We start from the raw sequence: 20,317 nt of genomic DNA, 5'->3' as shown, positions 1-20,317 counted from the left end.
AAAATTCAATTACACGCATCTCCCTTTTGTTTTGTTTATTGGTCTAAACAAAGTCTAACAAAATTAGGAGATTGCGTGTTTATTTTTTCTGAATTTTATCTGTACCCCAACAAATATTTTAGAGCCATTTTTTTAAAGAATAATAGACATAAATAAAAAAGTGCTTGGTACAGTCTTTTGCACCAAGCACTTCTCACTTCCCGGATAGTAAATGTAAAGCATTTTCATTAAACTTACTAGCTCGTTTATTCTCTTCTTGTATTAATTGAAATATTTCTTCTCTATGAATATCTACACTTTTGGGAGCATCTATACCGATTTTTATCTGATCACCATCTACACTTATTACCTTAACTTCTATATCATCTCCAACACGAATAGATTCACCTATTTTTCTCGTTAGTACTAACATGTACTTTACCCTCACTTTCTTGATAAAGTGGGTGCTTTGTCTTGTATCGTTTGTCATTTAGAATTATCTGTTTTGCTTTATTATTTTTCATATTAGATACTACTGGCGCTTGTAAATTCAATGAGGATTTCTCAATGGTTTCTTGCAAAGTAACAATACAAAATACAGATACATCCTCATTATGATCTATACCTAGTTGTTCTTTGGTACCTTCATCCAACTGAAATTCATATTCTCTATAAAAAATATAAGGATTTGTTATAGCGAATGAAAGCTCTGGTGTTTTTATGGACTGTAAAATTTGAAACGTTGAATTTTCAGGTAATTTTATTAATGTAAATCTCTTTTCATCCTGAAATCCTGGGACTCCTGATTCAAAAGTTAAAATACTTTCTTCTTTTATTTCAATTTCACCATAGTATAATGTTTTAATCTTCATAGTACATCCTTCTTTTCTTCTTTTAGTTAAATTCTCATTTCCTTCCAATTTACACCGACAAAATCAATATTTAGGCTTGAATACTGTTGCATTGTAATATCCACTTGGCCTGGTTGATAATAATGAATTGGTTTTTGTGCTTGTATATTAATTAGAGGTTTATTGGCACGAATATCAATTATTACATCAGATGGTTGATAATTAATTTTCACAGACCCATGAGAAGGTATCCAACCTATATTAAATTCCTTCATTGGATCATATGCATTTTGAAATGCTTGACTTACTATAGGATTACCACCATTTTCAATTTTCATAAGTTGATTTCCCTCACTTGCAGCTCGTCCAGTTCCTTCAAGTACTGCTTGTCTTCCTAATTGTGCGTTTTCTAAAGTTGCTGCAAGTGGTGTTTTAAAACCAAGTTCTCTCCATGCTTGAGTTTGATCTATCGTTAATTTGCTCGGTCTCGTTTCAACCCGGACATCTGCTTTTGGTTGTTCTAGTTGCATCTCTGCTTTTGGTTGCTGTAACGATTGTTTTCCTTTTGTGATATTTAAGTCTATTTTTGCTGCTTGAGAAGTTAGTCGAATTTGAGGTAATTGCATTTTGAAAAACTCCTATCATATATATGTAAAAGAAAAACTCTTTATCCTGCACTAGAAAACAAAGCTTGTCGCCAGATTGCGTTAGCTTAATTTTTTTCTTATACTATCATCCAAAAAAGTTATTAATTCTGATAGTACTTGCAAGATAAGAGTTCTATAAATTATCGTAAAAAGTCTATTAAGGATGGTTGTATTACTTGTGCCCCTACCGATAATGCAGCGCGGTGGATGCTTTCCTGTGTCTTTAAATCCATAATTACTTTTTCAAAATCAACATCTTCATTATCTGATAAGATTTGCGAAGCTACAATTTCTTGGGAAGAAAGTCTGTCCTCCACCATATCTAATCGATTCATTCTAGCTCCAAGGTTTGCTCTTTCATCTACTACATTGTTAATAAATCCGTCTATTTGTTCAATATAGTCACCTAATTCATCATTTGTTTCTCCAGCCTCTAGACTATCTGCGAAGGCTTGGAGTCCATCAAATAGATCTTCGTTAAATACATTTGAAGGAGTGATATTGGCTTGTAAAGTTATCCCATCAGACACCGTTATATTAACCGCCTCATCATTTGGTGTGCCATTAAGTAACTTACCATCGTCTCCAAATCTCGGGTTTGTAGTATCAGTACCGTTAAAAATATACTTATCATTTACCTTTGTATTCGAAATTTCAATAAGATGCTCTCTAAGCTGTTTAACCTCTTCTGCAATATTCGCCCTTTGCCCTTCTTCATACGTATCATTACTAGCTTGTACTGCTAGTTCACGTAATCTTTGTAGGGCACTTGTTGCTTTATCCAACGCATCATCCGAATTATCCATCCAGCTATGCATTTCTGCTGTATTACGCTGAAATTGTTGAATCTCCGTTAATTCTGTACGATAATTCATCCCTTTCATCGCAACGACTGGGTCGTCTGATGGTCGGCTTACTTTTTTACCTGTGTATGCTTGTTCCATTAATTTATCTAAACGATTGTAGCTATTGCTTAGGTTATTTAAAAAGTTATTGGAAATCATATTCTGTGTTACGCGCATTACCTGTCACCTACCTTCCTACTAAGCCCATTTGGTTAATAATCCGATCCAGCATTTCATCTACTGCAGTCATGCTACGCGCTGCTGCGTTGTATGCGTGCTGGAATTTTATAATATTGGACATTTCTTCGTCTAAGGAAACGCCGCTAATGGATTGTCTACGTGTTTCCACGGATTGTTCTAGTGTTATGGCGTTTGTATGCATGCGATATGCTTCTTGGGCTTGTACACCCATATCGCCAATAATAGATTCATAGAAGCTTTCTACTGATGTATTTTCACCAAGGAAATTCCCTAGGTCATCGCCAGAAGCAAATACTTTATCCTTTACATTTGCTAGATTGATGGCATTTTCCCCATTCCCGAAAGCATCTGGTGCAGTAGATGCTGCGATATTATCTTCATCTGCTTTTATTTCAGCTGTAATATCCATTTTTCCAGCGTAACCGATGTAATCATCCTGTGTTGCAGTTCCTAGTTCAAAGAATTTCACACCAGTTTCATTGTTTAATGTATATCCCGCTCCATGCACTTCGTTAAACGCCGTTGCAAATGCAAACGCCATTTTATCGATGTCTGCTAACATTGTTGTATAAAGCCCTACCGCTTCACCAGCTGCATTTTGGTAGCCATGTGATTCCATTAGACCTTTTAATTTACCAACAGAAGTGAATTCTTCAGGATTTACCGTATTTTCTCCAACCTTCACACCTGTAACAAGGCTTTGACCTTTGTTGTTTTCTGCAACAGTTACGGAGATTTCATTCACGTTATTATCCGTATCGATTAAACTTGGAACACCTTGAACTACATTTCCTTCAGCATCTACTAGTTTAATAGAAGCAATGCCTTCCGCAATTTCCATGGACTGTCCGCCGCTTGATTGGTATTCCACATCAATGTTCACCATTTGCGATAGGTCATCAATTAGGCGATCCCGTTCGTCATACAAATCATTTGGCAGGTAACCATGTGGCTCAACTGCTTTTATTTGCTCGTTGATTCCTTTGATTTGGTTTAACAGGGAATTAATGTCCTTCGATGTTACATTAATTTCGTCCTGCAAATCCTTTTGAATGGCTGTTAAGGAATCCGAGATATAGTTAAACGTTTCTGCAACTGCAATTCCACGTTGTTGAACAACGGAACGAGCACCAGCATCCTCTGGATTAACAGATAGGTCATTTAAGGATTGCCAGAACTGGTTCATAACAGAAGACAAGCCTGTGTCACTTGGCTCGTTTAAAATCTGCTCCATTTGGCTAAGGGCGTTTGCTTTTGATTCCCAATAACCAGCTTTGTTGTGTTCAGTACGAAACTGTAGGTCTACGAATTCATCACGTACACGTTGTACCGAGCCTGCTTGAACACCTTGTCCAATTTGTCCAGGGATTTCCGGTCTGTTGCGTCCTGGTGCAGGGTATGGACTTACTTGCTCGAAGTTAACACGTTGACGAGAGTAGCCAGGTGTATTGGCATTTGCAATATTATGACTTGTTGTATATAAAGCGCTTTGCTGTGTATATAGGGCGCGTTTTGCAATTTCTAATCCACTAAAGGTAGAAGACATAATCGTTTTCCTTTCTATGCTTTGGAATCAAATATGGATCGGCTATGAGAAGACTTTCCTGTATGTTGATCTCCATAGTTCATATTTTTAATCGTTGGCTCAAGCAACTCCATCGTTAGCTCCACAAATTGAAGCGATTGCTTTGTGAGGTCTGCATTTAATTGCTCCTGCTGTTTTAACGAAGCAATTGCCATAATGAGTCGCTCATAAATCCCGTTTAGCTTTTCTTTATCGGCTGCATTCTCAACATGATCAATCATTGCTGTAATTGTATAATCAGAAACAGCTGGAGCGACTTGCTTAAACCATTGCTCTGTTAAGGTAGCTCGCTTTTCTTCCAGCTGCTGAATTGCTTGGATATGTTTTTTTTCATTGACTAACGTTTTTTGAATACCGTCTGTATCGCCATCCTTTAGAAATTCGGTTTTCTGTTTGGATAGCTCCAGCAAGCTTTCATGAAGTGTGGCTAGCTTCGACATTAATGCTGTAATCTCTTGTAGTGCCATAATCGCTAACCTCCTCTACATTATTTTCCAGTATAAAAAGCAATCATCTTTTTCGCAGTTTCTTCGTAGTTCACTTTATAATTCCCACTTTGAACATCTTGCTTCAGCTGCTCCACTCTTGTTTTACGAGCTTCTTCTACAGGATTTCCCTTTAGCAATTCCTGCGCCTTACTTGAAATCTCTACCTTATCCGTACGATTCCCTTGTTGGATAGCAGCTTGCTTTTGAATTTGTTTTTGATATGGGTTGATATTATTAAAATTTGATCCTTGAATTTTCATATCCTTCACCTCACGTTCTATCTATTTGTACCTACTTAAACGATACAAAACATTCCTTGTTATCTATATCGGTTATGGATGTTAAATGTTTAACTGTCCCGGCCAAATTTTTTATCGACAGCGAAATATGTGCGATTTCGTTCTTTTTCGACACTCGCCCGCAGTTCTGCTTGCTTTTGGTCTCTTGTTAGATCATCGTATAGCTCACCACGGCAATTGGAGCAGAGCTTTCCTTCTTGAATGGGCGAGCCGCAACGCTCACAGCCATAGCTTAGGTTTGGAAACTGGACGGTAGATAATCGCTTTTGTTTAATAAATTTCATAATTAAACGCTCTTCCACACCTGTAGCTTCGGAAACCTCAGATACACTCGCTTTACGATTTTCTTTCTTTTTTACGTATGTATAAACCTTTTCAAATTGTGCTTCTTCCTCTTTGAAGCAATTGTTGCATACATCTCGTACACTTTTAACAAATAATGCATTACATCTTGGACAGTTTGCTAATTCGCCCATTTTATATCCCCCTCGAACCATTTCGTTTTTCTTTTATTATATCGACACCATTCGAAATATTCTACATGTGAAATGTTTGACCAAATATTAACAATTAACTTCGGATCAGGGTAAAACTGTCCACTTGTGCTGCTCCATGCTGCTTTAACAACGAGGCTGCCCAATGAAGCGTTGCACCGGTTGTATATAAATCGTCTATAATCACAACATGCCCAAAAACGTCCTTTACTACTCGAAAAGGATTTTCTGATTGTAGTCTTTCCCTTCTTGATTTCTTCGCTTGTTTTTCGTTATGAATTCGTTCGAGTGCATGAACGATTGGTTTCTCCATAAAATTTGCAATTGCCTCAGCTTGGTTAAATCCACGTTCCTTGTAACGAGCTTTACTCAATGGAATGGGTACGATTGTGAGTTCTTTATGTTGAAATGCTTGATGTAATTTTTGCTTCATTTCTTTTTTAAAGGCATAAATAATTTCATAATCTCCACGATATTTCCATTTGCTCATTACTTCTTTCATAAAAAGCGAGTAGGTGAAAATGGAGATGTTTTGGTGAAGGGTGTTTGCGAGGGGATGCTTTTCCCACCTTAAGCAGTCTGGACAGATTTGTTCCTGTGGAGAGGGACGGCAGCATTTTGGACATGTTGGGGACTGGATGAAGGGTAGCTTGGACTTACATTGTTCGCAGAAGTCTTTTTGATCTCCTTGTATTTTGAATATCGTTGTCCACGTGACTTCCGGGACAATTTCTTCCTGACACCATAAGCAATACATATGACTACCTCCTTTTTGCCAAATCATTCATCATTTCAATCATCCGTTTCGCACCAACCATACCGTTTGTCTTTCCTTGGTGAAAAAAGACAACATCTCCATAAGGATCCTTTGCATTCCGTCCTGCACGACCGGCAATTTGTACTAATGCCGCTTCATCAAACACTTGATGATCCGCTTCGATTACAGCGACATCAATCGATGGAAAGGTAACCCCTCGTTCCAGGATAGTTGTTGTGATTAGTGCGTCCATTTCTTGATTACGATAGCGTTCTACTTTTTCCACTCGTTCTGGATCACTCGCATGGACACATTCCATTCCAGTAAGCTTGGCTATTTTTTCTGCTGCAGCTATGGATGACGCAAATAACAGAAATCGACGGTTGGCGTTTCTTTTTTCAGCGATCCAATTGGTGATTTTGCTGGGGAGTGTTTCTTTTTTTAAGGACTTTTTCAAATTATAGCATGGGACAAATCGTGGAACTGGTAGGGGATGTCCATGGTAACGTGCGGGGACAAATACGGTTGGGATAAGGTTTAGATTGGATTGGAGCTTTAATTTCGTTCGTGGAGTTGCGGTTAAGAAGATGAGGCTTGATTGGTCTTTTCGTGCTCTTTTTGCGGCATAGGATAGGGATTGATCTGCGTGATAGGGGAAAGCATCCACTTCATCAATAATCATTACATCAAAGGCCTTTTCATAGCGAAGGAGCTGGTGGGTGGTGGAGAGGACGAACGGACTTCCTTCATCACGGTCTGGTGAACCTCCATATAATGCAGAAATCGTAATATTTGGGAAAGCTTCTCGAAATCTTGGTTCGAGCTCTCGAACCACATCTGCACGGGGTGTAGCGAGACAAATGCGGTCACCCCGTCCCATTGCCGCTGCTAAGCCTTGAAACAGCATCTCCGTTTTTCCTGCGCCACATACTGCCCAGACAAGTAGTCTCGCTCTATTCAACATTGCCGTCTCAATTTGATTAGCAGCGTCCTGTTGGAATTGGGTTAGTTTCCCTTTCCACTTTAAGGCTTCAGTAGCTTGAGGCATTTGTAGCTTTGCACCAGTCCAGCGATACAAAGGCTCACACGTACTAACTCGCCCCATTTCAATACACTTCCTGCAATATACAATTTCCTCATCATCTCGTGGTATTGCACCAAACAAATGGCTTTTTTGATTTCCACACCGAATGCAAACAAATCCAAAAATATGTTCTTTTATGCCCGGCACTTCTTGAAGGACACCTGTATGGATAAAGCTTTGGATTTCTTTTTCTGAAAAAGGGAGCTCTTGCTGGAGGAGGAGTTTTCCAGAGAGGAGGTTTGTTGGAGATGAATTCAATATTTCCACTTCCTTTTGATAGAGTTTATAGAAAAGCAGACTTAACGATTCAAGTCTGCTCCTAGAAGATAATTATCATATAATTGCTTTTTACTTTTCATACCATGTAAGACCAATTGCACCTTCCCCTAAATGGGTACCGATAACAGGTCCAAAATAACTTATCATTACTTCAACATTTTCATATTTTGCTTCAAGGTCGACTTTCCACTGTTGTGCTTCTTCCTCACGTTGGGAATGAATAACACAAGCCCGAATCGGTTTACCTGTACGAGCATCTTCATCAAACAGCTCCCGCACACGATTTAACGCCTTTTTACGTGTACGAATCTTTTCAAATGGCTCGATTTTTTTATCAACAAAGTGCAGGATTGGTTTTACTTGAAGCAGACTTCCAATCATTGCCTGCGCACCGTTTAAGCGGCCGCCTTTATGTAAGTTCGTTAAATCATCGACCATGAAATACGCACGCATCGATTGCTTCATTTCATTTAAACGTGCAATGATCGCATCCGGCTCCACGCCTTCTTTCGCCAATTTAGCTGCTTCTAACACATAGAAACCTTGTGCCATACAGCTAAGCTCAGAATCAAAAGCATAAACTTTAATATTTTCAGCAAGGTCCCCCGCCGTAATCGTCCCTTGCAGTGTTCCACTAATACCACTCGATAAATGAACAGCAACAACTGCGTCAAATTCCTGACCAAGCTCTTTTAGCTTTTCAGTCATATGACCAATAGATGGCTGAGAGGTTTTTGGTAGTTCCTCCTGTTCCTTCATTTTTGTATAAAACTCATCCGCTGTTATGTCTACTTCTTCCTGAAAAGATTCCGATCCAAATATAACATTTAAAGGAACCATATGGATGTCCCATTTTTCGCGAAGATCTTTCGGTATGTAAGCGGTACTATCCGTAAGCACAGCCGTCTTCATACTATTCCATCCCTTCTCCCTTATAATTTGATAGAAAATAAGCACGAGATATCTTCTTCATATTTTACACAAAAACAAAATAAAATGCATTTATTATTCTCTTATTTGTAATTTATTGGGGATGTCTTTAGTCATGTTATGATAGATGGGTGGGTTTATGCGTGGTTTGGGGGGATTTTCTACTTGGATGGTGCGGGATCTCAGCAAGTGCGGGGGATTTTCATCCAGGACGGGGCGGGGTTTCAGCAAGTGCGCGGGATTTTCATCCAGGACGGGGCGGGATTTCAGCAAGTGCGGGGAATTTTCATCCAGGACGGGGCGGGATTTCAGCAACTTCGGAGAATATTCATCCAACATAGCACAGGAATTCAACAACATCATTGAATTTTCATCCAATACAGCGCATTATTTCAACATCTTCTCTGGATTTTCATCCTGCACAGCATGCGTATTCAACAACTCCATCGAATTATCATCCAGCACAGCACACGATTTCAACAACTCCATCGAATAATCATCCTGCACAGCTCACGATTTCATCAACTCCTCCGAATAATCATCCAGCACAGCACACGATTTCAACAACTCCTCCGAATTATCATCCAGCATAGCACACGATTTCAACAACTCCATCGAATTATCATCCAACTCAGCTCACGATTTCAACAACTCCATCGAATAATCATCCTGCACAGCACAAGATTACTACAACTCCTCCGAATAATCATCCAGCACAGCACATTAATTCATCAACTTCACCGAATAATCATCCTGCATAGCTCACGATTTCATCAACTCCATTGAATTATCATCCTGCACAGCTCGCGATTTCATCAACTCCACTGAATAATCATCCTGCACAGCTCGCGATTTCAACAACTCCATTGAATAATCATCCAGCAAAACACACAATTTCAACAACTCCACCAAATATTCATCCAACATAGCACAGTATTTCAGCAACTTCACCGAATAATCATCCAGCACAGCACATTTATTCAACTACACCATCAAATAATCCCCAAATATCACTCCACAAAAAAACAGACCTAGTCCTCACTAGAATCTGTTTCCTTTTCCATTCTATTTGCTTACGAAACTTCTACCCAGCCGTTCTTAATTGCTAGTACTACAGCTTGCGTCCGATCGTTTACATTCATTTTTTGTAATATGTTTGATACGTGGTTTTTAACTGTTTTTTCACTAATATAAAGTGCTTCAGCTATACCTCTATTACTTTTTCCGTCCACTAATAGCTGTAAAACTTCACATTCACGTCTTGTTAATAGGTGAAGTGGTTTGCGGTACTCTACGATTTTCGTTCCTGAAATGTGTGAGGTACCATTTGCTAGTCTTTGATACTCCCGAACTAGATTATGGGTTACTTTCGGGTGTAAATACGAACCTCCGTTTTTCACCACTTTGATTGCATCAATTAGTTCATCTGTATCCATTTCTTTAAGTAAGTATCCTTGAGCCCCTGTTTTAAGAGCATGTGTGACATATGTTTCATCGTCATGTATAGAAAGTATGATTATTTTCACATCTGGAAATTGCATCATTAGATTTTTTGTTGCTTCGACACCGTTAATCGTCGGCATGTTAATATCCATTAACACGACGTCTGGGTGATACGTGCGAACTAATTCGATTGCTTGATTTCCGTCATCGCCTTCAGCAACAACTTCAAAATCTTCCTCAAAATCTAGGATACGTTTAATACCCTCTCGAAATAGTTTATGATCATCAATTAAAACTATTCTTGCGCCCATTATCCTCGACCTCCTGTATAGTTTAGTGAATCGTTCAATTAAATAGTCTACTGTTATTAGTCATTTATAAGTGGATAAACTTTACCAAATTTCTCTCTCTATTATTCCATTATACAACAATTACTAGATTTTGTGCCATTATTCCTTCCTACTAAAGTAATGGGACTTTTATCGCAATTTTAGTGCCTTCCTTTTCTTTTGATGAAATTTCCAATTCTCCATTAAGAATTTCTACTCTTTCTTTCATTCCAATTAACCCAAAGGAAGATCGCGTTTTTTCATCCGTATTAAACCCAACACCATTATCCACTACAATAATGTTGACACATCGTGGAGTTAATTCAAAGTTGACTTGAATGAGGGTAGCATTTGCGTGCTTCACTGCATTTTGTACTGCCTCTTGAACGAGACGAAATAAAGCTGTTTCATATTTTGGATCCAAACGTCTTTCTTCACCAATTGCCACGAACTTAATCTCGTTTTTACTGTACTCTTCTACTGTTTTCAAGTATCTTCTTAACGTTGGAATAACACCAATATCATCCAAGGCCATTGGTCGTAAGTCATAAATAATACGTCTCACTTCAAACAGTGCCGATTTGACCATTTGTTTAACGGATCTTACCTCTTGAATGGCTTCTTCAATTCCGCGCTCACGGAAGGTTCTTTCAATTAGCTCTGAACGTAGCATTACATTAGCAAGGCTTTGGGCTGGACCATCATGTATTTCTCTTGAAAGCTTTCGGCGTTCTTCTTCCTGTGCATCTATAATTTTTAGGCCAAACTCTTCTTTTTCCCTAGCCGATTCTAATGTGTCATATACCCCTTTTAAATCATCCGTTAAGTAAGTAAGGACAACCGATATTTTTCCAATTAGATTTTCAGCTCGTTCGACCGTTTCGGATAAGCTTAACAATCGCCGTTCTAACTCATTGCGGCGGCTTCTCAGTTGGTCCTCTTTTTCTCGAAGCACTAGTAACTCGGACTGAAGCATGTGTGTTTCGTTATATACATTTTTCACTTCTTCTTCTGAGTAATTTTTAAAGTTTTTACTTACCTCCGAGAGTCTAATCCGAAACTGCTTGACACGTCGCTCTAGTCGATCGCCTTCTTCAATGATCTGCACCACTTTTTCTTTTACTAATTGAAGCTCTAATTCTACTTCCTCATATTCTTTACGGGATTGTTCGCCGATTTCAAACACTTCATCTTTACTATTGGAAACAACAGCAAGCATGTCTTCCAATATTTTATTAAGCATTTTTCGTTCCGTTTGATTATGAGACATTTTCGATCTCCTCCAACTTCCTACCTATACACTACGGATTATATTATGATTTCGAGGGGTTTTCGATTATTTTTCTACATTTAAATGTTATTTAATATTAATTTTATTATTATTCCCATTTTAATGCATATGATAACCTGTTTGCTAATAATTACATTCTCTTTTTATAATGGAGGATATAGGAGGCTTTTACAATATGTTAAAAAAATATTTCACAATAAAACAAAGTGGTTCACATGAAATTGTCATTCAGAAGTCGCGCTTCATTGGTCACGTTAAAAGAACGGAAACAGAAGAGGAGGCGCAGCAGTTTATTCAGCAAATTAAAAAGGAGCACTACAACGCTACGCACAATTGCTCTGCTTATATGATTGGTGAACGGAATCAAATTCAAAAAGCGAATGATGATGGGGAGCCAAGCGGTACTGCAGGTGTTCCAATTTTAGAGGTGTTAAAGAAAAAGGACCTAAAAGATACAACTGTAGTCGTTACGAGATACTTTGGAGGTATTAAATTAGGTGCTGGTGGATTAATTCGTGCTTATTCGAAGTCAACTTCAGAGGCAATTGATCATATTGGGGTTGTCGAACGCTTATTGATGAAGCATTTGAAAGTGACAATAGACTACACGTTGCTTGGTAAGCTAGAAAACGAGCTGCGATCTTCCGATTATTTACTTTCCAATATAGATTATCTGGAAAATGTAGCTTTTCATGTGCATGTAGAGATGGATCAGGTCGAAGCGTTCAAGGACTGGATTGTGGAACTCACAAATGCGCAAGCCCAAATTGAGGCACTAGAAGAGGATTATATCGAAATTGATGTATCATAAATACATATTTTAAACTAGAGTATTCCCCGGGAAATGACAAAAATCGAAGGTGCTAGTTCGAGCGCTTTCGATTTTTTTGTGTATGTACGTAGTGGTTACATTTCGTTTTTTCTACAAAAAAAGTGCCGCTCCATTGAATGGAACGGCCAATACAGTAGCGTCTATTTATTCAAAAAATGATCGAGGATGTTTATATTATAAACCGTATATCATTATTTATCAATGGTTTCCAGGTTGAGAAAATTAACCAAAAAAATGCGCTTTATTTACGTTTTCACATTCAATTTTCTCAACTTTTCCCTTTTATTCCCAATAAAACCAGTATTAAGGACTGTCTTACATCCCTTTTTTCCTATTTTGTAGGGAATTACTAATAAGAAGAAATAGCCCTGCCCCAACGATTGCGCCTATTGTATCAATGATCACATCTCCATAAAACGGGGTTCGATTCGGCGTCCATCCTTGGTGGATTTCGTCAAAAATTGCATAGAACACTGTGAACAACAGGGAAAGTGACACTTTTTGCAGCTTTTTTATATTTGTCGTTTTGTGAAATGCTACTACGAACAACAAAAATAAGATTAGATAAACAGTGAAATGTGCACCTTTCCGAATAAAAAACTCTACAAATCCATTTATTCCAAGCGCTTCCACACTTACTTGACTATGATGATAGGTAAACTCAATATGCTTTACGAGCGGTTCAAGAAAGCTAAAATCTATATATTTATTAAAAAACGGTTTTATATCTTGTTTTTCATAAGGTTGAGCAGAGGAGTAAAAGATAATACCCATCCACAATATCGGAAATAACCAAAAATACCATTTCTTTTTCATAATGTCCCTCACTTAGCTTAGCAAAACTAGTTTTATTATAACATTTTCACAATTTCATGAATAGCGAACCTGTTAGTTTGTGACATAATCTGATAAATTATTACATTTTTCTTAAACATTTTTATTTTTGATTGAATAGCCCCGTTGTTTGCTGTCCATAATGTTTTTAAAGTAACGGTAGGACGGTGGAACAAATGAGAAAACTGCTATTCTCAATAATCTTATTGTTTATCTGTGGTGCTGTATTTTACTATATAGATCCACTCAAAATGTTTACGATTGAAGATGCTAAAATTCAAGAATTAATTGATTCTGATTATAAGTTAGATATAGGTGATAGTGAGGAGACGAAGGAGCAGGAAGGAGGAGCGCAGGACTTAAACCATGGTGTTCCCCAAATGGGTGCCTTGGACCCAGCTACAGCAAAACGTACTATTCCAGCTCCAAATAAAGATACAGAAACCTTAACCGAGGACACGATTGTACGTAAATACGAAGCCTCATTAAACAGCCTTCAGGAACAGGTGGAGCATAAGCTAAATGAATTAATGAACCATGCGTACGATGAGTATACTGCTGACAAGAATGATGATGGAGAAGCCAATGTAATGACGCTTTATTTAAAGTACCAAAAAGCAATCACCGAATTAGAGAACAATACAGATGAATCCTTCAACGAGGTGTACGAGCAAATGCAAGCCGAGCTTAAGGAAAATGGGCACAATCCAGTTCTTGCGGATGATTTAAAGGACCAATACGAAGCAATGAAAAAGGAAACCCGTTCTGTAATGATGGACAAGGTGTTGGATAAGTTTGAAGTATAAAAAAACGAGCTCAGTAGTTGAGCTCGTAATAGATTATTTCTCTGCATTAAAATCAACAATTAAATCATGTACCTTTTGGCGTTCTTCCTCAGGCACCATGTAATACCATGTAGTACCGATATATTCTCCATAGCCTTCAATTTTGTAGGACTCTGAGTTAGATATAGTATCACGGTAGTTTTTAAAAATGCTCTTCATTTCATCAAAGGACATGTTTGTATTTACGTTATTACCTAGAACATCTAAAATGTCACCGATTCTTGTGACAGACCCAACACTAGCACCCTTTTTCACGATTGCATTGATTAAGATTTGCTGGCGTTCGTTACGACCTGCATCCCCAGCTGGGTCCTGCTTACGCATACGAACAAATCCCATTGCCTGCTCCCCATTTAGTTCGATTTCACCTTGGGCATAATGGTAGCCTGCTTTATAGCCATCTTTACCTGAATCAGTCCACTCAATCGGGTTGTTCACTGTAACACCACCAACAGCATCCACAAGCTGGCTAAGGCCTTCCATGTTGATCTTCACGTAATAATCTAGTTCCACATCTAAGAAGTTTTCTACTGTAGCAACCGTCATATCCGTTCCACCATACGCATAGGAGTGGTTAATTTTATCTGTTGTACCATAACCAATAATATCGGTATACGTATCACGTGGTATGCTTATTTGCTGCATGCTGTTTGTTTTCGGATTTAAGGATAGTAAAATTAATGTATCGGCACGACCTGTATCATTTTCCCGTTCATCAACACCCATTAGCAAAATATTAAGGGATTCTTTTCCTTCTTTTGCTTTGTCTGGTTGGGACTCAATACTATCGATTTTTTCATGAATTTCATTATTAACAGTGTCTTTTACCTGGCTATAGACATAAAGTCCATATCCTACTACACTTAAAACGAGAACAGCTACTACGGTTAAAAATATTTTCAAGCCTTTTCTTTTTTTCTTTTTTGCTCTTCTTCTCTCTGTACGTTTCTCCAATTTTCGCACCTCTATCTAAGAATATATGACAAAAAACTACATATATAAATGCAGCTATTATATTAGACGTTATTCACTCTACATATGTTGCCACTTTTTAAGAGATTCTGCAACAAAATATTTTTTTTGTAATCGGAATTTAACATGAATTCGTGAATAGAACTATCTGGAAAAGATAAATACTTTATTTTGTCGAATGTAGGACGTTTAGGGCGGAGGAAAAGGAAAGGCATTGGATTATCTCCAATGCCTTGTCCTTTATTATGCATGTTCGAAATTGTGTTTATTCACTTACTTCGGAACGAATTGCTTTTAACCGCTTCATTACATTATTTTCTCCACGACCAAAATAATCATGAAGTTTACTGTATTCTTCGTACAGCTTTTCGTAAATCGCTACATTTTCAGGAATCGGTTGGATTACCTCATCTTTTACTCGAGCCATTTTTTCAGCTGCATCGATAATGCTGTCATATCCACCATTTGCTGATCCTGCTGCTACCGCTCCAAACATGGCAGCACCTAATGCTGGTGTTTGCTTCGATGCTGCAATCTTAATTGGTAGGTTCGTTACATCTGAATAAATTTGCATGAGTAGACGATTTTTTTGTGGTAATCCGCCACAAGCATAAAGCTCATCCACGCGAATGCCATTTTGACGGAAAGCATCGACGATTTTACGTGTTCCAAATGCAGTTGCCTCTAATAAAGCACGATAAATCTCTTCCGGCTTCGTTTGTAAGGTTGCACCGATAAGCAGTCCACTAAGCTCTGTATCCACTAACACCGAGCGGTTTCCATTCCACCAATCCAGTGCAAGCACCCCTGATTCACCTGGCTTATACTCGGAGGCTTTTTCTTCTAAGTATTGGTGAACATTTTTACCTTCTTTTGCTGCCGCTTTTTCCACGTATGCAGGCACTGCTTGATCCACATACCAAGCAAAGATGTCTCCCACTGCAGATTGGCCGGCTTCATAGCCATAAAGTCCCGGGATAATGCCGTCTTCTACAACACCACACATCCCTTCTACGTCTTGCTCTTCTTCCCCTAAAAGCATGTGACAAATCGATGTCCCCATGGCCATGACTAGCTTACCTGGTGTCACAACTCCAACTGCTGGTACTGCTGCATGCGCATCGACGTTTCCTACAGCTACTGCAGTTCCTGGCTTTAAGCCCATTAACGCTGCCATTTCCTCGGATAGCTCCCCAGCTTTTGTTCCAAGTGGATAAATCTCTCCGCGAAGCTTTGTTTCGGTAACATTTTCTAATCTAGGGTCTAATGCTTTAAAAAAGTCCTTGGATGGATAGCCATCTTGTTTATGCCAAACGGCTTTATAGCCTGCCGTACAGCTGTTTTTCGCTAGGGTACCTGTCATTTGAGAAATGACCCAGTCTGTCGCTTCTACGAATTGGTCTGCTTCCTCATATACTTCAGGAGCTTCGTCTAGAATTTGCCAAACCTTTGCAAGCATCCATTCGGAAGATAACTTTCCGCCGTAACGTGGTAGAAACTTTTCGCCACGCTCTGCAGCAATTTTGTTAATTTTGTTTGCTTCATCCTGTGCAGCGTGATGCTTCCAAAGCTTTACCCAGCTGTGCGGATTTTCTGTCCATTTCGGATGGAAGCTTAATGGCTGCCCTTTTTCATCTATCGGTAGAATTGTACATGCAGTAAAGTCGATACCAATCCCAATAATATCTTCTGGATTTATTTGCGATTGTTTTACTACTGCTGGTACTGAGTTTTTTAGGACTTCTAAATAATCTCCTGGATGTTGTAATGCCCATTCATAGCCAAGCTCCACATTCGAAACTGGTAATTTTTCATCAATTACTCCATGCGGATACGGTGTCACATGCTCTGCAATTTCTGTTCCATCCTCTAACGAAACAAGTACAGCACGACCTGATTCTGTTCCATAGTCCACACCTAATGCGTATTTTGTCATTGTAGTCCCCTCCCGTTTTAAAGCTTCAGTAATTCCTCTTCACGTTCTCTGAAGTATGTTGCGGTTTGTTTTACTAAATGATCGAGCTTTGCTTTATCCGGCACTGCATTCATCGCGGGATATGGATCTCCACCTGGCCCAAGTGGCTCTGGTGATAAAAATTTATTTCCTTCGTTATAACCGATTACATAAAGTGCCATAATAATCGTATCGATATCCATAAAGCCTTCCCCAAGTGCGCCACGGTTGCTGTCAGCAAGGTGCAGGTTGACGAGTTGATCACCTGCTTCTAGGATAGCCTCTCCGATATGAGCTTCTTCGGACTGCATATGATAAATGTCTCCGTTTATATGGTTGATACCTTTATGGTTTACAGCTTTAATATACTTTTTCGCATCTGCTACTGTATGGACAAAGCTCACTTCTGCAGCACGGACTGGCTCAATTGCCGCTTTTACACCACTTTCTAAAAATAAGTTTCCTAATGGACGTAAGGTTTGAACACTGCGTTCGAATTCTGTATCGTCATACGCATCTGGGCGGCCAACTGCACCAGGTACAACAAGCAAATACTCTCCCCCAACAGCCTTTGTAAACGCGATTTCACGTTTAATATAGCTTATAGCGGCTTGACGTTTACTTGGGAGATTGCTAGCTAAGTCATTTTCCGCAGAAAACATACCGCATACACCGGAAACCTTCATATTAAATTTGTTTAAAATTGCTACTGTCTCGTTTACATCGTAGCCTAGGTCTTCTCCGTAATGATTCCCATGGAGCTCGATGTAATCAATTCCTGCATTTTTTAACCGTGCCACAGATTCCTCCAAAGATTCCAAACCAAAGCCCCAATTGCTCCAGGACAATTTCAATCGCTTTTCGAACCGTTCTGGATGTTCTTGCTTTAATTTCAAAAATGCTTCTTTTATTTTTTCATTTTTTAATTGAAAGTTTTGTAGCTTCATTTCGTAAGAGCCTCCTAGTTTTTGATTTTGGTGGAGAAATGGTGGTGGGGATGATAATTGTATTTATTGCGGGGCGTAGGTATCATGTCGTGATTCGACAAATTTCGGGGAGTGACAGGCACCAAAAAACCCCAGCCACTGCACTTGCTATGTGCATAGATGGAACGTCCCGCAAGGCGGGGACGTTCATTCTATGCGTTCCTTGAGATTCTTAGAAATCGAAGTCTCCAGCGTTTTCTGCTGTGAAGTCTTGTGGAGGACCCATGATTACTGTTTTACCATCTTCTAGAACGGTAATTGGACCTACACCTTCAATTTCTTGACCATCTTCAGGGAATTCACCTTCAGCTAACATTTTACCGATAGCTACTGTTAAGTGACCTAGTTTACCTGGATCCCATAGTACTGCAGTGTCAAGAGAACCATCTTCTAAGAATGGAGCAGAGTCAGTTGGTAGAGCAGAACCTACTACTGAAATCTCATCTTGAAGTCCTTCTTCTTGAACAGCTTGAGCAGCCCCTAATGGAGCAGGTGTGGATACTGCAAGAATACCTTTAAGATTTGGATAAGACTTAATTAAGTCAAGTGTCTTTTGGTATGCAACCTGTTGTTTTTCATCCGTAGGAACTTTTTCAGTTACGATTTTAATTCCAGGATAGTTTTCTTCTAATTCAGCAGTTGCAGCGTCAATCCATGCGTTAAGGTTTGCTGCAGAAAGACCACCAGTTAGAATTGCGATTTCGCCTTCTTCTGTGCCCATTGCTTCAACTAGCTTCTTCGCTAAGTGACGACCAAATTCTTCGTCATCTACTTGCTTTACTGATACGTCTACATTATTAGCTGGAGTATCCCAGTCCATAATGTGGATTCCTTGATCTTTTGCCTTTTTAAGTACAGGCTCAACAGAAGCTGGATCGTTTGGTGCTACTGCTAATACATCCACGTTTTTAGAAATTAAATCTTCAATAACTTTAACCTGTGCAGCAGCATCCCCTTGTGTAGGACCAGTATATTCCACATCTACGCCAAGCTCTTCACCAGCATTGATTGCGCCAGTTTCAGAAGCGTTGAAGTATGGAATACCAACTAGCTTAGGTACTACAGCGATGGAAATGCCATCGTCACTTCCAGATTCCTTTGAATCCTTTTTATCTGAGCTACTTTCACCAGAAACACAGCCCGCTAGAATACCGACTAGAAATAGTACAGATACTAGACTTAAGACAACCTTTTTCATGTCTTTTTCCCCCTTAAGGATTTTTTGTATTTATTTTTACCTAGACAAATATCTAGGGAAAAACCATTATTAGATAACGCTTACATAGACTTCCATTTTTTCGCTTAACTTAAGAACATGTTAAGCAATCTTTCGGTATCTCAACCTACTACGTGCATCACCTCCTTAAGTTAAGCGGTGGTAATTGAGACGCACCTTTCTTTCGTGCGTCCTTTATATTTATCAACTAATTTAAGCTACTGCTTTTGTTTCTTTGTTCTTTTTCCATTTATCCGAGAAGAAGTTCACCGTTAATACGAGAATTAATACTGCCCCGAAAAATACGTCTACAATCGCACGGTGAACACCTAATAAGTTCAAACCGTTTGAAATTGTTTGGAAAATAACAACCGCATATACGGTACCCATTACTTTCCCGTATCCACCTTGAATGTTCGTTCCACCAAGTACTGCGGCAGCAACACTTTGAAGCATATAAGACGATCCAAGGTCTACTTTTACGGAATTGTAACGAGAAGTCATAATAATCGCTGAAATAGCAGCTAGTAGACCTGCGTATAGATAGACTTTCATTAAAACTCTACTATTTTTAACACCTGAGAACAGGGTTGCAATTTCGTTATTTCCTAACATATACACACTTCTACCCCAGTTTGTTTTATTAAGCAGGATAGCTGTTAGAACAATAAAGAAGACAAAGATGATGATCGAAAGTGGGAATAATCCCATGTAATACCCATTTCCAATTAAGTTGTATGTTTCACCAAAGCCAGAAATGGACTGACCCTTTGTAATCGCAAGGATGATTCCTTCAAAAAGTACCATTGTACCAAGTGTTACTAATATGGGAGATACACCAATTTTAGAAACGATAAATCCGTTAAATGCTCCACATAATAAACCAAATGAGATCCCAACTACAATGGCTAATAAAATGGGTTGGCCATTTGTTAGCATTAGTGCTACCCCAACACCAGATAGCGCAGCAGTATACGTGATGGAGAGGTCAATACCTCCAGTAATGATAACAACCATCATACCAAGTGCTAGCAGACCGAATTCTGGAAGCTGGAATAAAAAGTTATCAATGTTGTTTGAAGATAGGAAGCCTGGAGCAATAAAGCTCATCAAAATGATGGTTCCTACCGCGATTAGCCCTAGTAGACTTTCTTTTGATAGTTTCATTTGCTTTTC

22 protein-coding genes are annotated in these 20,317 nt (G+C 38.9%); 3 read left to right on the top strand and 19 right to left on the bottom strand.

Annotated elements, in window-relative coordinates:
* Positions 1-193: 193 nt before the first annotated feature.
* The 11 genes from csrA to C1A05_RS02975 form a co-directional block, all read right to left on the bottom strand.
* The gene (gene csrA, locus C1A05_RS03025) at positions 194-412 is read right to left on the bottom strand and encodes a carbon storage regulator CsrA (RefSeq protein ID WP_102026690.1); all 219 of its coding nucleotides are present in this window, start codon (positions 410-412) and stop codon (positions 194-196) included.
* Positions 384-851, bottom strand: a complete 468-nt coding sequence (gene fliW / locus C1A05_RS03020) for a flagellar assembly protein FliW (protein ID WP_102026689.1) — start codon at positions 849-851, stop codon at positions 384-386. The genes csrA and fliW overlap by 29 nt, the downstream gene beginning before the upstream one ends.
* 26 nt (positions 852-877) lie before the next feature.
* The gene (locus C1A05_RS03015) at positions 878-1,456 is read right to left on the bottom strand and encodes a DUF6470 family protein (protein ID WP_102026688.1); all 579 of its coding nucleotides are present in this window, start codon (positions 1,454-1,456) and stop codon (positions 878-880) included.
* A gap of 161 nt (positions 1,457-1,617) precedes the next feature.
* On the bottom strand, positions 1,618-2,499 hold the full coding sequence (flgL, locus tag C1A05_RS03010; protein ID WP_102026687.1) for a flagellar hook-associated protein FlgL: 882 nt from the start codon (positions 2,497-2,499) through the stop codon (positions 1,618-1,620).
* A 10-nt stretch (positions 2,500-2,509) separates the two neighbouring features.
* Entirely contained in the window at positions 2,510-4,069 is a 1,560-nt protein-coding gene (gene flgK, locus C1A05_RS03005) for a flagellar hook-associated protein FlgK (protein WP_102026686.1), read from the bottom strand.
* Between the two features lie 14 nt (positions 4,070-4,083).
* Positions 4,084-4,575 carry a flagellar protein FlgN gene (locus C1A05_RS03000; RefSeq protein ID WP_102026685.1) on the bottom strand — a complete coding sequence of 164 codons (492 nt, stop codon included), beginning with the start codon at positions 4,573-4,575 and terminating at the stop codon, positions 4,084-4,086.
* 20 nt (positions 4,576-4,595) lie between these two features.
* Positions 4,596-4,856, bottom strand: coding sequence for a flagellar biosynthesis anti-sigma factor FlgM (flgM, locus tag C1A05_RS02995; RefSeq protein ID WP_102026684.1), 261 nt, complete (start codon positions 4,854-4,856; stop codon positions 4,596-4,598).
* A gap of 89 nt (positions 4,857-4,945) precedes the next feature.
* Positions 4,946-5,371 (bottom strand): TIGR03826 family flagellar region protein, encoded by a 426-nt coding sequence (locus tag C1A05_RS02990; protein ID WP_102026683.1) that lies wholly within the window; start codon positions 5,369-5,371, stop codon positions 4,946-4,948.
* A 94-nt stretch (positions 5,372-5,465) separates the two neighbouring features.
* Positions 5,466-6,146, bottom strand: a complete 681-nt coding sequence (locus tag C1A05_RS02985) for a ComF family protein (protein ID WP_159461981.1) — start codon at positions 6,144-6,146, stop codon at positions 5,466-5,468.
* 4 nt (positions 6,147-6,150) lie between these two features.
* Positions 6,151-7,497, bottom strand: coding sequence for a DEAD/DEAH box helicase (locus C1A05_RS02980; protein ID WP_102026681.1), 1,347 nt, complete (start codon positions 7,495-7,497; stop codon positions 6,151-6,153).
* A gap of 81 nt (positions 7,498-7,578) precedes the next feature.
* Positions 7,579-8,421, bottom strand: coding sequence for a DegV family protein (locus C1A05_RS02975; RefSeq protein ID WP_102026680.1), 843 nt, complete (start codon positions 8,419-8,421; stop codon positions 7,579-7,581).
* 380 nt (positions 8,422-8,801) lie between these two features.
* Between C1A05_RS02975 and C1A05_RS17850 the strand changes: the two genes are divergently transcribed.
* A complete protein-coding gene (locus C1A05_RS17850) occupies positions 8,802-9,032 on the top strand; it encodes a hypothetical protein (RefSeq protein ID WP_145997282.1) in 231 nt (76 codons plus the stop codon).
* Positions 9,033-9,512: 480 nt separating this feature from the next.
* Here the strand turns inward: C1A05_RS17850 and C1A05_RS02960 are convergent, their stop codons facing one another.
* Entirely contained in the window at positions 9,513-10,193 is a 681-nt protein-coding gene (locus C1A05_RS02960; RefSeq protein ID WP_102026677.1) for a response regulator, read from the bottom strand.
* 151 nt (positions 10,194-10,344) lie between these two features.
* Entirely contained in the window at positions 10,345-11,481 is a 1,137-nt protein-coding gene (locus tag C1A05_RS02955) for a sensor histidine kinase (protein ID WP_102026676.1), read from the bottom strand.
* Between the two features lie 196 nt (positions 11,482-11,677).
* On the opposite strand from C1A05_RS02955, the gene C1A05_RS02950 reads away from it, so the two are divergent.
* Complete coding sequence (locus tag C1A05_RS02950) at positions 11,678-12,313, top strand: YigZ family protein (protein ID WP_102026675.1); 636 nt, start codon at positions 11,678-11,680, stop codon at positions 12,311-12,313.
* Positions 12,314-12,649: 336 nt separating this feature from the next.
* On the opposite strand, the gene C1A05_RS02945 is transcribed toward C1A05_RS02950, so the two are convergent.
* The gene (locus C1A05_RS02945) at positions 12,650-13,150 is read right to left on the bottom strand and encodes a VanZ family protein (protein WP_102026674.1); all 501 of its coding nucleotides are present in this window, start codon (positions 13,148-13,150) and stop codon (positions 12,650-12,652) included.
* A gap of 194 nt (positions 13,151-13,344) precedes the next feature.
* Here C1A05_RS02945 and C1A05_RS02940 point away from each other — a divergent pair, with 194 nt between their 5' ends.
* On the top strand, positions 13,345-13,974 hold the full coding sequence (locus C1A05_RS02940) for a hypothetical protein (protein WP_102026673.1): 630 nt from the start codon (positions 13,345-13,347) through the stop codon (positions 13,972-13,974).
* Positions 13,975-14,007: 33 nt separating this feature from the next.
* On the opposite strand, the gene C1A05_RS02935 is transcribed toward C1A05_RS02940, so the two are convergent.
* The 5 genes from C1A05_RS02935 to C1A05_RS02915 all read right to left on the bottom strand — a co-directional run bounded on the left by C1A05_RS02935 (position 14,008) and on the right by C1A05_RS02915 (position 20,308).
* Positions 14,008-14,967: an LCP family glycopolymer transferase gene (locus tag C1A05_RS02935; protein ID WP_102026672.1), complete on the bottom strand. Its 960-nt coding sequence runs from the start codon at positions 14,965-14,967 to the stop codon at positions 14,008-14,010.
* A gap of 283 nt (positions 14,968-15,250) precedes the next feature.
* Positions 15,251-16,921: a ribulokinase gene (locus tag C1A05_RS02930; RefSeq protein ID WP_102026671.1), complete on the bottom strand. Its 1,671-nt coding sequence runs from the start codon at positions 16,919-16,921 to the stop codon at positions 15,251-15,253.
* Between the two features lie 17 nt (positions 16,922-16,938).
* The gene (locus tag C1A05_RS02925) at positions 16,939-17,886 is read right to left on the bottom strand and encodes a sugar phosphate isomerase/epimerase family protein (RefSeq protein ID WP_102026670.1); all 948 of its coding nucleotides are present in this window, start codon (positions 17,884-17,886) and stop codon (positions 16,939-16,941) included.
* 211 nt (positions 17,887-18,097) lie between these two features.
* Positions 18,098-19,123: an autoinducer 2 ABC transporter substrate-binding protein gene (locus C1A05_RS02920; RefSeq protein WP_102026669.1), complete on the bottom strand. Its 1,026-nt coding sequence runs from the start codon at positions 19,121-19,123 to the stop codon at positions 18,098-18,100.
* Between the two features lie 231 nt (positions 19,124-19,354).
* Positions 19,355-20,308 carry an ABC transporter permease gene (locus tag C1A05_RS02915; protein ID WP_102026668.1) on the bottom strand — a complete coding sequence of 318 codons (954 nt, stop codon included), beginning with the start codon at positions 20,306-20,308 and terminating at the stop codon, positions 19,355-19,357.
* Positions 20,309-20,317 lie beyond the last annotated feature (9 nt).

Origin of the sequence: Salirhabdus sp. Marseille-P4669, from assembly GCF_900240405.1 — a bacterium.
Classification (GTDB): Bacteria; Bacillota; Bacilli; order Bacillales; family Alkalibacillaceae; genus OEQK01.
Note: the sequence above shows the minus strand (reverse complement) of the source record. Positions and strands in the feature narration are given on the sequence as shown.

Bases quoted from the DNA above. Each gene is read 5' to 3' on its own strand.
- csrA (WP_102026690.1), bottom strand. From the start codon at position 412: ATGTTAGTACTAACGAGAAAAATAGGTGAATCTATTCGTGTTGGAGAT.
- fliW (WP_102026689.1), bottom strand. From the start codon at position 851: ATGAAGATTAAAACATTATACTATGGTGAAATTGAAATAAAAGAAGAA.
- C1A05_RS03015 (WP_102026688.1), bottom strand. From the start codon at position 1,456: ATGCAATTACCTCAAATTCGACTAACTTCTCAAGCAGCAAAAATAGAC.
- flgL (WP_102026687.1), bottom strand. From the start codon at position 2,499: ATGCGCGTAACACAGAATATGATTTCCAATAACTTTTTAAATAACCTA.
- flgK (WP_102026686.1), bottom strand. From the start codon at position 4,069: ATGTCTTCTACCTTTAGTGGATTAGAAATTGCAAAACGCGCCCTATAT.
- C1A05_RS03000 (WP_102026685.1), bottom strand. From the start codon at position 4,575: ATGGCACTACAAGAGATTACAGCATTAATGTCGAAGCTAGCCACACTT.
- flgM (WP_102026684.1), bottom strand. From the start codon at position 4,856: ATGAAAATTCAAGGATCAAATTTTAATAATATCAACCCATATCAAAAA.
- C1A05_RS02990 (WP_102026683.1), bottom strand. From the start codon at position 5,371: ATGGGCGAATTAGCAAACTGTCCAAGATGTAATGCATTATTTGTTAAA.
- C1A05_RS02985 (WP_159461981.1), bottom strand. From the start codon at position 6,146: ATGTATTGCTTATGGTGTCAGGAAGAAATTGTCCCGGAAGTCACGTGG.
- C1A05_RS02975 (WP_102026680.1), bottom strand. From the start codon at position 8,421: ATGAAGACGGCTGTGCTTACGGATAGTACCGCTTACATACCGAAAGAT.
- C1A05_RS02960 (WP_102026677.1), bottom strand. From the start codon at position 10,193: ATGGGCGCAAGAATAGTTTTAATTGATGATCATAAACTATTTCGAGAG.
- C1A05_RS02955 (WP_102026676.1), bottom strand. From the start codon at position 11,481: ATGTCTCATAATCAAACGGAACGAAAAATGCTTAATAAAATATTGGAA.
- C1A05_RS02950 (WP_102026675.1), top strand. From the start codon at position 11,678: ATGTTAAAAAAATATTTCACAATAAAACAAAGTGGTTCACATGAAATT.
- C1A05_RS02945 (WP_102026674.1), bottom strand. From the start codon at position 13,150: ATGAAAAAGAAATGGTATTTTTGGTTATTTCCGATATTGTGGATGGGT.
- C1A05_RS02940 (WP_102026673.1), top strand. From the start codon at position 13,345: ATGAGAAAACTGCTATTCTCAATAATCTTATTGTTTATCTGTGGTGCT.
- C1A05_RS02930 (WP_102026671.1), bottom strand. From the start codon at position 16,921: ATGACAAAATACGCATTAGGTGTGGACTATGGAACAGAATCAGGTCGT.
- C1A05_RS02925 (WP_102026670.1), bottom strand. From the start codon at position 17,886: ATGAAGCTACAAAACTTTCAATTAAAAAATGAAAAAATAAAAGAAGCA.
- C1A05_RS02920 (WP_102026669.1), bottom strand. From the start codon at position 19,123: ATGAAAAAGGTTGTCTTAAGTCTAGTATCTGTACTATTTCTAGTCGGT.
- C1A05_RS02915 (WP_102026668.1), bottom strand. From the start codon at position 20,308: ATGAAACTATCAAAAGAAAGTCTACTAGGGCTAATCGCGGTAGGAACC.